Annotated in this window: 10 protein-coding genes; 6 read left to right on the top strand and 4 right to left on the bottom strand. The window is 42.4% G+C overall.

The annotated features are described in order from the left end of the window. The first annotated feature begins 67 nt into the window (after nucleotides 1-67). From O4M77_RS13530 to O4M77_RS13520, 3 genes are all read left to right on the top strand, one after another. Nucleotides 68-1,387: an MFS transporter gene (locus O4M77_RS13530; protein ID WP_312157792.1), complete on the top strand. Its 1,320-nt coding sequence runs from the start codon at nucleotides 68-70 to the stop codon at nucleotides 1,385-1,387. Nucleotides 1,388-1,550: 163 nt separating this feature from the next. Next, complete coding sequence (gene parC / locus O4M77_RS13525; RefSeq protein ID WP_180018535.1) at nucleotides 1,551-3,770, top strand: DNA topoisomerase IV subunit A; 2,220 nt, start codon at nucleotides 1,551-1,553, stop codon at nucleotides 3,768-3,770. A 150-nt stretch (nucleotides 3,771-3,920) separates the two neighbouring features. Beyond that, entirely contained in the window at nucleotides 3,921-5,597 is a 1,677-nt protein-coding gene (locus O4M77_RS13520; RefSeq protein ID WP_180025469.1) for an AMP-binding protein, read from the top strand. A 36-nt stretch (nucleotides 5,598-5,633) separates the two neighbouring features. Here the strand turns inward: O4M77_RS13520 and O4M77_RS13515 are convergent, their stop codons facing one another. Next, on the bottom strand, nucleotides 5,634-6,020 hold the full coding sequence (locus O4M77_RS13515; RefSeq protein ID WP_034703874.1) for a hypothetical protein: 387 nt from the start codon (nucleotides 6,018-6,020) through the stop codon (nucleotides 5,634-5,636). A gap of 100 nt (nucleotides 6,021-6,120) precedes the next feature. On the opposite strand from O4M77_RS13515, the gene O4M77_RS13510 reads away from it, so the two are divergent. Continuing rightward, nucleotides 6,121-6,519: an MAPEG family protein gene (locus tag O4M77_RS13510; protein ID WP_166136510.1), complete on the top strand. Its 399-nt coding sequence runs from the start codon at nucleotides 6,121-6,123 to the stop codon at nucleotides 6,517-6,519. Between the two features lie 120 nt (nucleotides 6,520-6,639). Continuing rightward, nucleotides 6,640-7,176, top strand: a complete 537-nt coding sequence (ppa, locus tag O4M77_RS13505) for an inorganic diphosphatase (RefSeq protein ID WP_034703878.1) — start codon at nucleotides 6,640-6,642, stop codon at nucleotides 7,174-7,176. A 100-nt stretch (nucleotides 7,177-7,276) separates the two neighbouring features. Here the strand turns inward: ppa and O4M77_RS13500 are convergent, their stop codons facing one another. Further along, complete coding sequence (locus tag O4M77_RS13500) at nucleotides 7,277-8,626, bottom strand: OprD family outer membrane porin (protein ID WP_179992217.1); 1,350 nt, start codon at nucleotides 8,624-8,626, stop codon at nucleotides 7,277-7,279. A gap of 870 nt (nucleotides 8,627-9,496) precedes the next feature. On the opposite strand from O4M77_RS13500, the gene O4M77_RS13495 reads away from it, so the two are divergent. Continuing rightward, entirely contained in the window at nucleotides 9,497-10,225 is a 729-nt protein-coding gene (locus O4M77_RS13495) for a TorF family putative porin (RefSeq protein ID WP_144723540.1), read from the top strand. Nucleotides 10,226-10,272: 47 nt separating this feature from the next. Here the strand turns inward: O4M77_RS13495 and O4M77_RS13490 are convergent, their stop codons facing one another. Beyond that, entirely contained in the window at nucleotides 10,273-11,763 is a 1,491-nt protein-coding gene (locus O4M77_RS13490; protein ID WP_180034050.1) for a YifB family Mg chelatase-like AAA ATPase, read from the bottom strand. A gap of 65 nt (nucleotides 11,764-11,828) precedes the next feature. Next, nucleotides 11,829-12,056 carry an accessory factor UbiK family protein gene (locus O4M77_RS13485; protein WP_180025476.1) on the bottom strand — a complete coding sequence of 76 codons (228 nt, stop codon included), beginning with the start codon at nucleotides 12,054-12,056 and terminating at the stop codon, nucleotides 11,829-11,831. Nucleotides 12,057-12,216 lie beyond the last annotated feature (160 nt).

Genomic DNA, 12,216 nt, shown 5'->3' with positions numbered 1-12,216 from the left:
AATAAAAAATCAAACCTCCTGTTGGGACAGCAGCATCTCCCGTTTCACCTGATCAGAGATTTTTGTTATGGATTTAGTTTCTCGGATACAGCGCTTGCCGATCGGCAAGTTCCACTACACTCTTTTATGGGTGATTGGTCTTGGCTGGATGTTTGATGCCATGGATACGGGATTGATTTCCTTTATTCTGGCGAAAATGGCTGAAGACTGGCAGATGACCGCTGACCAGAAAAGCTGGGTGGTTTCGATCGGTTTTATCGGTATGGCGATTGGAGCGATTTTCTCAGGTGGACTGGCAGATCGCTGGGGACGTAAAACGGTATTTGCCAGTACGCTGGTGATTTATAGTCTGGCGACTGCTGCCTGTGCCTTTGCGCCGAATCTGACCTGGTTACTGGTATTTCGTTTTATTGTCGGTCTGGGATTAGGGGGTCAGTTGCCGGTTGCGGTGACACTGGTCAGTGAATATATCCCGGCACGGGTACGTGGTCGTTTCATTGTGCTGCTGGAAAGTTTCTGGGGCTTGGGCTGGCTGGTGGCTGCACTGGTGTCACGTTTTGTGATTCCTGATTTTGGCTGGCAAGCTGCATTCATGATTGGCGGGATACCGGCACTGTATGCCATCGTAATCTGGAAACTGGTGCCTGAGTCGGTACCGTATCTGATCAATCGTGGCCGGGTAGATGAAGCGCAGGCTCTGGTTAAAAAGATTGAGCGCAAATGCGGCGTCGAAGTCATGGAAATCTTTGAAGTTAAACCCGTGGCTGACAAGAAGAATATCTCGTTTACCCAGCTCTGGAGTGGTATTTTTGCCCGCCGAACCTTGATGCTGTGGCTGATCTGGTTTGGGATCGTTTTTTCCTACTATGGTATTTTTACCTGGTTACCAAGCCTTCTGGTCAAGGAAGGCTATACCATCGTGCAGTCTTTTGAATATGTCCTGGTTATGATTCTGGCGCAATTGCCGGGTTATATTGCGGCAGCATGGCTAGTCGAAAAACTCGGTCGTAAGGCGACTTTAGCTGGCTTTATCGGCATGTGTGCGATTTCAGCCTATTTCTTTGGTCAGTCCGGTAGTGTCACCGAGATCGTAATCTGGGGTTGTCTGATGTCCTTCTTTAATCTGGGGGCATGGGGCGTTCTTTATACCTATACACCAGAACAGTATCCAACCAATATCCGTGCTTTTGGTTCAGGCTGGGCCGGTGCAATTGGTCGTATTGGCGGGATTGCTGCACCTTTTGCCGTAACCCATTTGATGGGGATGCCAAATGGTTTCAGTTACGTCTTTACCATGTTTACTGCAGTATTAATCGCAGTAGCTGTGGTCATTTTAGTCCTGGGTGAAGAGACCAAGGGCAAGACGCTAGAATCTATGGGTTTATAAGGTTGGTGATTTTTTAGTTGCTCAGCTGCTATAAAGTGGATATTTTTAGCCCATAAGACACGATTTGTCGCGCTGTGTAGTTTACTGCCCTTGTGCAGCACACAGCCGCGACTTAGCATAAGAAACATTGATACAAAAACGAATTTTAGGATTATAGGTTGTTATGACAAGCCTTGCGCATCATGCGACAGAAAACCGTTCCGTAGCCGAATTTACCGAACAAGCTTATTTAAATTATGCCATGTACGTGATTATGGATCGTGCATTGCCACATATCAGTGACGGTTTGAAACCGGTACAGCGCCGTATTGTCTATGCCATGAGTGAGCTGGGTCTGAAATGGACCAGCAAACCGAAAAAATCGGCACGTACTGTGGGGGATGTACTGGGTAAATACCATCCACATGGTGACTTGGCCTGTTATGAAGCCATGGTCCTGATGGCGCAGCCATTCAGTTATCGCTATCCGTTTATTGAAGGACAGGGCAACTGGGGTTCACCAGATGATCCGAAGTCTTTCGCGGCAATGCGTTATACCGAAGCTAAACTGTCGCAATATAGCGAACTGCTTTTATCCGAACTAGGACAGGGTACCTGTGACTGGCAGGATAACTTTGATGGTTCGATGAAAGAACCGATTAACTTGCCGGCACGTGTTCCTAATATTCTACTAAATGGTACCACCGGGATTGCTGTGGGGATGGCGACTGATATTCCGCCGCACAACTTACGCGAAGTGGTGAAAGGTACCATCGCTCTGATTCGCAATCCGAACCTGACCGATGCCAAAATGGCAGAATACATTCCGGGACCGGATTTACCGACCAAAGCGGAAATCATTACGCCACCATCAGAGCTGCTTAAAATCCAGACGACAGGTCGTGGCAGCTATCGCATGCGTGCGGTATACACTATTGATAAAAATGAAATTGTGATTACCGAATTGCCATATCAGGTATCCGGTTCAAAAATTATCAGTCAGATCGCGGACCAGATGCAGGCGAAAAAGCTGCCATTGGTCACTGATGTTCGTGATGAATCTGACCATGAAAATCCAACACGTTTAGTGGTGGTATTGCGTTCGAACCGTATTGATGCTGAAGCGGTAATGAGCCATCTGTTCGCGACTACAGATCTGGAATCCAGCTATCGTGTCAATATGAACATGATTGGCGCGGATGGCCGTCCACAGGTGAAATCGATTCGTCGTATTCTGCTGGAATGGATCGAAATCCGTAAAACTACAGTCACTCGCCGTCTGCAATATCATCTGAATAAGATCGAAAAACGCCTGCATATTCTCGGCGGTTTGATCATTGCCTACCTGAATATTGATGAAGTGATTCGGATTATTCGTGAGGAAGATCAGCCTAAACCAGTGTTGATGGAACGTTTTGGTATTGATGAGATTCAGGCCGAAGCCATTTTAGAACTCAAGCTACGTCATCTGGCCAAGCTTGAAGAAATGGAACTGCGCCGCGAACAGGAAGAGCTGGAAGCTAAAGCTGCCGTGATTCGTGAACAGCTGGCGAATCCTGAGTCTTTAAAAACTTTGATCATCAATGAACTAAAAGAAGATGCCAAGAAATTTGGGGATGATCGTCGTTCTCCAATCGTGCAACGTGCCGAAGCCGCTGCTATTGATGAAACTGAAATGCTGCCAGCGGATCCGGTTACAGTGGTATTGTCTGAAGCGGGCTGGATTCGCTGTGCCAAAGGGCATGAAGTGGATGCTGAAAATCTGAATTTCCGTGCGGGCGATCAATACCTTAGTCATGCCCAAGGTAAGTCTAATCAACGCGTCTATGTATTAGATGATAGTGGCCGTAGCTATGGCTTGCCAATCAATAGCCTGCCATCGGCACGAGGACTCGGTGAACCGTTGAGTTCAAAACTTTCTCCGGCAAGTGGAGTTGGTTTCAAGCAGGTATTGGTCGCTGAAGATGATGCAGAAATCCTGGCAGTCAGCAGCAAAGGTTATGGATTTAAAACCCAAGCCAAGCAGTTGGATACCAATGCCAAAGCTGGTAAGGCTTTCCTGAATCTATCTGAAGGTGCACAGGTCATGAACCTGCAGCCGCTGGAAGACGCAACTCATGTCGCACTACTCAGTTCAGCTGGCCGTCTGCTGGTTGTTGATCTGTCGGAATTACCTGTACTCAATAAAGGTAAAGGTAATAAATTGATACAACTTGAAGATAAAGATCAAATTTTATCCATGACAATATTGAAACTTGATGAAATAATTCAAGTGCTTGCAGGACAGCAACAATTAAAACTTAAAGGGGATGACCTGCAAAAATATATTGGGAAACGAGGCTCTAAAGGAACCCTGTTACCACGTGGATATCAAAAAGCAAATAAACTGTTGATTCAAAGATAATACTAGCATCCATGAATCGAAATACGTTATATATGAGTAACGATTCGACAAATGGATGCAATGTTGCACATATACAAGTCTAAAAAATGACGTGCAGCATTGAAAAAAACAGTTGAACTACTAAGGATTATGATTGGAGAGATTGGCATTATGGAAAAAATTTGGTTCGCTGAATACCAAAAAACAGGGATTCCAGAAACTGTAGAATTACCAGCAGAAAATACGTCTCTGGTTGATATTTTTGAACGCAATTTCCAAAAATTTGGCTCACGTGATGCCTTTATCTTTATGGATAAGACTTTAACGTTCAATGAATTGGAAGAAGCTAGTCGTAAATTCGCAGCATATTTACAAAGTTTGGGTCTGGCAAAAGGCACACGTGTTGCTGTAATGATGCCAAACGTTCTTCAGTATCCGGTCGTAGCATTGGGGGTGTTCCGCGCTGGTTTAGTACTGGTGAATGTAAATCCACTATATACATCACGTGAGCTTGAGCATCAGTTAAAAGATTCTGGTGCTGAAGTTCTGGTCATTATTGAGAACTTTGCAAGCGTTTATCAGTCAATTATTGGCAAAACGCCTGTGAAGCACGTCGTGGTTGCTTCTGTGGGTGACATGCTGGGTGCTTTAAAAGGTACTTTGGTGAACTTTGTATTGCGTTCAGTACGTAAGCAGATTCCGGCATGGGATATTCCAGGCCACATCAAGTTCAATGCAGCCCTGAATAAAGTTAACCCAAGCAACTATAAACGCCCTGAATTGACTTTAAGTGATACTGCTGTACTTCAGTACACAGGTGGTACTACTGGTGTTTCTAAAGGTGCTGAACTGACCCATCGTAACCTGGTTGCTAACCTGTTGCAGTGTGACGGTATCTTCCAGAGCAAATTCGGTGCGCAAGATGGCCAGCCAGATGACCGTATTTTCTGTGCTTTACCGCTTTATCACATCTTTGCTTTCATGGTCTGTGCACTTTACGGCATGTATAAAGGTCAGGCGAACGTTCTGATTCCTAACCCGCGTGACCTGCCTGCGGTGATGAAAGAATTACGTAAATACCAGCCAACATTCTTCCCTGCTGTGAACACGCTGTTTAATGCGCTTGTAAACAACGAAGAGTTCAAGCAACTGGATCATAGCCGTTTAAAAATGGCGATGGGCGGTGGTATGGCTGTTCTGCCTTCTACTGCAGAAGCCTGGAAGAAAATTACTGGCACTAACATCATTGAAGGTTATGGCCTGTCTGAAACTTCTCCAGTAGCAACTGCGAACCCACCGGCATCTGAAGCATTTAGCGGTACGATTGGTATTCCGTTACCTTTGACTGAAGTTGCAATTCTGGATGATGACGGTAATGAAGTTGCACTCGGTGAGCAGGGTGAAATCTCAATCCGTGGTCCACAGGTGATGAAAGGCTATTGGAACCGTCCGGATGAAACCGATAAAGTGATGGTAAATGGCTTCTTCCGTACCGGTGATATCGGTGTTATGGATTCACGTGGTTACATCAAAATCGTTGACCGTAAGAAAGACATGATTCTGGTCTCTGGCTTCAACGTTTATCCTTCTGAAATTGAAGAAGTCGTTGCAAAACATCCAAAAGTACTGGAAGTGGCTGCAATTGGTGTACCAGATGAAAAATCAGGTGAAGTGCCAAAACTGTTTGTGGTGAAGAAAGACCCTTCATTGACGACTGAAGAAGTTCTGGCATTTGCAAAAGAAAATCTGACCGGTTATAAACGCCCACGTTATGTTGAATTTATGGATGAATTACCAAAATCTAACGTAGGCAAAATCCTGCGTAAAGATCTACGTAAGACTGCATAAATCCTGCAATAAAAAAAGCGCCTGAGGGCGCTTTTTTTAATTCTCTTTTTTCATTAGCCAGCGGTCGAAGTAAGGACGTCCTACCCCGATCACACCCAAAAAAATAAACATGGTACCAAACTGGCGGTTAAATCCTCTCAAATTAAAACTGCCATAACTGAGAATATTATCTATCAGGCAATAAATGATGATTGCGACCACCCAGTGCCAGATCGGCATGCGTTTGATGCCCACGGCATAGAAGGCAATCCATAAGATGGCAAAGGTAAAGAGGGGAGACCAGATATTCATATTGGCACAAATGACCGCTATCAGAAATGCAACAATCGGCAATACGATTTTTAATACGCGATCCACTTGACGTTGATGCTGGCGCTGTTTCTCGAGGACATCGAACATTTCATTTTGATCAGGGCTGACCATAGTGAATCCTTAATCATTTATAAAAACACTCTATTTAACAAAATTTATTCACGAAACGCCATGCTATGATAGACATAAAAATTCTCAAGAGAAAAATCAGATGCATAGCATTAGTGGGGTTATCTATCTCATTTTGGCAGCTTGTCTTTTACCTTATGTTTTTACCTTGATTGCGAAAAAATCGGCAGGGTTTCGTGCAAAAGACAATCAGAATCCGCGGGCATTTTTAGAAAAGTCTACAGGCCTGGCCAGTCGCGCCAATGCCGCTCAGCAAAATAGCTTTGAAAGCTTACCGCTCTTTATCGCCTCGATTCTGATGGCAGAATATATGGTCGTGCCGCAAAGTCTGGTGATGACCTTTGGGATTGCCTATCTGGTTTTTCGGGTCATCTATGGGATCTGTTATCTGGCGAACTGGTCGACCTTACGTTCAATTGTCTGGCTGTTATCTTTATTATGTCCAATAACCTTACTGCTGTTAATTATCAAAATCTCTTAAGCTTAAAATAAAGCAGGTCGAGATATTTACAGTTCGATATTTTAAAATCAAAAAAAATCTGTAAAAACCGTTATAATTGTCGCGGTTTTTAAAAGATATAACTTGTTAAAGAGTGATGCTATGAGCTACAGCAATATCCCAGCGGGTAAAGATGCGCCAAACGACATCTATGTCATTATCGAAATTCCTGCAAATGCAGCACCAATCAAATATGAAATCGATAAAGATTCTGATGCATTATTTGTAGACCGTTTCATGGGTACAGCAATGTTCTACCCAGCAAACTATGGTTATGTACCAAATACACTTTCTCTAGATGGCGATCCTCTAGACGTATTGGTCGTAACTCCACATCCAGTAGAGCCAGGTTCAGTCATTCGTTGCCGTCCTGTAGGTAAACTGAACATGGAAGATGATGGTGGTGTTGATGCGAAACTGGTTGCAGTTCCACACGACAAACTGACTCCGATCTACAAAGATGTTCAAGAATATACTGATCTTCCTCCGTTGCTGATCAGCCAAATCGAACACTTCTTCCAGCACTACAAAGACTTGGAACCAGGTAAATGGGTTAAGTTAAGTGGTTGGGAGGGTGCTGATGTTGCTAAAAAGGAAGTACTCAGCTCAATTGCAGCTTATGCAGAAGCAAATAAATAATTCATTTGCTTTTCAGTTTAAGTCTTTAACTTTTTAAAACTTAAACAAAAAAACCTGCACAATGTGCAGGTTTTTTATTATGGCTTGAAATTCGGGTGAATTAGAATAATTTCACAGGAATATCTAACCAGATACGCCATTCGTTGGTGTCACCAATGTATCGATCAGCTTGATAATCATCGCTTGCACGGTAGTAAGAGTGACGTAAACGCAAGCTCGCATCTTTAGCAAAACCAGATTGAACAGTATATTTCACCTGGTTAAAGAATTCACGTTCTTGTGCATCGCTAGTTACTAACTGAGAATGATCTGGACTACCTGCTACATCAATATCCCAACCATATACAAATGCGGAAGTCCAAGATAGACCAGGAACATTTACAGCACCGAAGTCAAATGTGTATTGAAGTTGTGCTGATTTTTCATTATTGCCAATGAAGTCAGACAGGTATGAGTTTGGTAGATAAATCGTTTGATGACCATCACCTACACCGCGACCCAAACCATAGTCATAGCCTGTGTTACCAGTATTTTGTTGGTAAGCCACCATGATATTGTGCGGACCAGTATTGTAAGTGGTAGAAATAGCCCAAATATTGTTGCTTAAGTTACTTAAGTCATTTGTGGTATGAGAATAAGTATATGCACCACCGTCAGCTTTTTTATCCCACTCAGTATGATAGCCACTGAAATCGTGAGTTAAAGTGCCGCCATTGGCTACTGCATAGCTATAGTTCGCATTCACATAATGACGGTCTAAACGGTCTTTAATATCTGTACCGTAGTAAGAAGCGTTTAGAGCATCACTAAATTTATATTTCGCGCCCCAAACAACAGCACGATCAAGCTCGTTACCATCAGAGTCGATTTGGTCTGAATATTGGTTTTTAGTAAATTTACCAGCTGTTAATGACAGGTTATCAATTTCATTGCTAGTCACTAATACGCCTTCAAAGTATTCAGGAACGAGACGTGCAGTATTTGATGCCAATACAGGAAGATCTAAAACTTGGGTACCATATACAGCAGTGGTATTAGATACACGAGCTTTCACATAAGCGCCGCCACGAGCCCAATGATCATAAGTATCGCCAGCACCTTTAACGTACTCACCTTTAGCATTGAAACCGTTTTCACGAGGAATCATGCCATTACCGGCATTTTTGTTGTTTCCTAGTTTGAAAGAAGCATCACCGATGATCCCGGCACCAAAGCCGACTACACCTTGAGTAAAGCCAGAATCCAGTTTCACAATTGCAGTCTGTGCAGCTGAACTTGTATCTGCTACGCCATTTTTCTTATCACGAGATAAATAACCAGTACGGAAAAGTACAGATCCTTCTGCGTCTTCTACAAAACCTTTAGACTCACTCTGCTCGCTAGCAAAAGCGGTTGAGATCAATGCAGCCTGAATCAAAACTGCCAATGTTAATTTTTTTGTGTTTTGCATTGGGAGAGAGCCTTATACAAATTGATGGAAATTTTTAGGAATTGTATAAGATTCGCTGAATAAATGTCATTTTTATTTACGATATTCCACTAAAGTCGATGGATTTTTTTTAATCTAAAGTGAATAATGGTAAGAGATCTAACAGTCTAAATCCTGACCATATAGTAAAAAAACAAATAAAAACAAAGATATTTTTTAAATATAAATTCTCTGAAGGGTATGACTCATGAGTGCATCAATAATATTTAAAATTAAAATTCTTAGAATGAAAAAGTTGAGTGTTCAAAATCTTCATTTTCTGTATCAGACTCTTCATTAATAATTTCTTAAAAGTGAGAATTGATTATAAATTATTGAATTTTAATATATAAATATTTAATTTAAATATTTATAAATCCGAAAATGCGCATAGATTTCTGAATAATAAAAAGTCATTCCATGAGTATCACTTTTTCTTGCTTAGCACTATTTTGAACTTTTTAATCCAGAAATTTTCTGAGTTTGAGCAAGAATCGAAAACTCGAATAGAGCAATGTGTTTCTTTACTTTTTATTTCTGCACCTTTTTTTAGCACAAAATTTAATCAAAGCGAAAATAGACTCAAAATGGCGCAACTTGTAAATGATTATGTATAAGACCGAAAAAAGAAAATAAATCCTTGAAAAAGGACTAAGGTTAAAAAGAATCTATTAAAGTGCTTTTTTTAAAAATTTAAATATAATTTAAAAACAAACACCTAGTGCTTTATTTTATTTTTATTCATCAGATTTTAGTTGTTTTATTCCAGATTGGCATAGCTCTTGCAGTTTCGAGCTTGAGTTTAATCAATGACCATAAAAAACGTCTCAGACGATCTGGGGGAGTCACACAATGAAATCAACATTAAAAGTATTATCTCTTGCTTTATTGGGCGCTGCATCTTCTTTTACTTTTGCTGAGGAACCGGCTGCTGAACATACGGTATCTGGAAATATCAGCGTACTTTCAAGCTATAACCTGCGTGGTATTACCAATACGCCAGAAAATAAGGGCGCTACTTTACAGGGGGGGCTGGACTACAATCATGCTTCTGGTTTCTATGCAGGCTGGTGGGGTTCGACATTAGACTATGGTGATGATTTGCCCAATGCCTTTGAAAATGATTTTTATGCGGGCTATAACGGTTCAATCAATGAAGACTGGGGTTATACAGCGGGTTTAACTTATTATTACTATTATGATATTGGCAATACAGGCTCAAATGGTTTTGAAACCATGCTGGGTCTGACGTACAAAGATTTTGGTGTGACTGCTCAAACATTGCTTGAAGATCTTGATTGGGGTAATGCAGGGGATACCTATCTAAAAGGCACCTATAGCTATGCACTGCCAAAAGATTTTAGTCTGGATACTGCACTTGGCCTATATATTTATGCCAAAGATGGCGACATAAAAGGAACAGAAAACAGTTTCGGTTTCCGTCATTTCGATATCGGTCTAAGCAAGCCACTTGCTGATACAGGCATCACCGCCAGCATGAATTATATTTTTGGTGGTTATAACCGTTTTGAAGATAAACAGAAAAATAAAGTGGTATTAGGACTAGGCTACAGCTTCTAATCTTTGGGGTTTAAAAAAGGCGATCTCAGGTCGCCTTTTTTAATATTCTAAATCTGCTGCTGCCCGCGATAAGACAAGGCTTCCGATAAGTGCCCAGTCTGAATATCTGGACTTTGGTTAAGATCGGCAATGGTTCGGGCAACACGCAAAATCCGATGATAGCCTCGTGCTGACAAATTCAGTTTCTGCTGAGCCAGTTCAATCATTTTCTGAGCTGGTGGATCGAGAGGGGCGTATTGTTCTAGTTGCTTTGGACTAAGACTCATGTTCAAGGCATTTTGCCGTTCGATCTGAATATTATAGGCGGTGATCACGCGCTGTCTGACCGTTTCAGAGTTTTCGACAGGTTTATTGTCCTGTAATTCCTGTGCCTGTAAAGGTGGTACGTCAATATGCAGGTCAATCCGATCCAGTAATGGGCCAGAAATCCGGTTCTGATAACGCTTGATGCTTTCAGGTGAACATTGACAGCGGCTGTCCTGATTAAATGCATAACCGCATGGACAAGGATTCATGGCTGCCACCAGTTGAAAATTGGCTGGAAAAGTAATTTGCCGGGAAGCACGTGAGATTACAATTTCTTTGGACTCAAGCGGCTGACGTAATACTTCTAAAACCTTGCGGTCAAACTCAGGCAGTTCGTCTAGAAATAAAACGCCCAAATGTGCCAGTGTGATCTCTCCAGGTTTAGGATGTGAGCCACCGCCGACCAGTGCAATGGCAGACGCAGTATGATGCGGTGCCCGAAATGGCCGCTGGCCAAAGGGATGATTGGCATTGGCAATTGAATAGATACTAGCAACTTCCAGATTTTCCTGAGTATTTAAGGGAGGTAAAATACTGGCGAGGCGCGATGCTAATAAGGTTTTACCTGTACCAGGTGGGCCGCGGAACAGCAGGGAATGGCCACCTGCAGCTGCAATTTCCAAGGCACGTCGTGGTCGCAATTGTCCTTTCACATCCGCAAGATCAAATTTATAAAAAGAGTGCTGATCTAATGGACTGGTCTTAAACGGGGGCAAGGTTTCTGCTTGAGCCAGATGTGCACAGACTTCCTGTAAATGATTGGCAGCAAATACCTGAAAATCCGGAAGCTGAGAGGCTTCCTGAGCATTCGGACTAGGCAAGATCAGTTGATGCTGTGCCTGCTGGCAGGCGATTGCAATACTCAGGATTCCTGTTACAGGCCGCAATTGACCATCTAGGGCCAGTTCACCAATAAATTCAAGGTCATCTGTGCAATTTTCTGGAAGCTGCCCTGAGGCCACTAAAATTCCTAGCGCAATCGGCAAGTCCAAACGTGAGCCATCTTTAGGTAGATCGGCAGGTGCCAGATTAATGGTCAGGCGTTTGGTCGGAAACTGAAAGCCGCTATTCAGAATAGCTGATCGAACCCGATCCTTACTTTCCCTGACTGCGGCTTCAGGAAGCCCCACAATGGTGAGGGAAGGCATGCCAGAACTGACATGAACTTCGACTTCAATTAAAGGTGCATGCAGGCCTAATAGGCCTCGCGTATAAATTTTGGCAAAAGACATATTGTTGTTCCAATATAGTGCATTATTTTTATTGTTCTCGTGTCTTTTGTGCACTGTAGTTGTGCTTATTTTTTAATCGAGACTTTTTCTTCTAGCTCTTCGACTTGTTTTAGTAAAACATTTAAACGCTGATTGGCATTATTTAGGGCAGTGCGTTGACGTTCGAGCTCTTCTTTAGACACTAAATCCATTTTACTGACGGCTTCATTGAGCAGGGCACGCAGATTGTGCTCCAGGTCCTTTTTAGGCTGTTCAACTTGCTGCAAAATTGCTTGTAACAGGGTTTCAATCATAATCCGATCCATCGCCATATAAATGCGCGGACAGTGTAGCATTGCTGCAAGAGTGACTTACAGTATTTCAGATAAAATATAGGCTGCTTCGATTAGTAATATTGTAAAAATCCACATAAAAAATATCCAATTTGTGCAGATTCCAATACGTTATAAGTAT

It is taken from the genome of Acinetobacter sp. YWS30-1, assembly GCF_033558715.1.
Classification (GTDB): Bacteria; Pseudomonadota; Gammaproteobacteria; order Pseudomonadales; family Moraxellaceae; genus Acinetobacter.
This window is presented reverse-complemented; position numbering and strand designations above follow the sequence as displayed.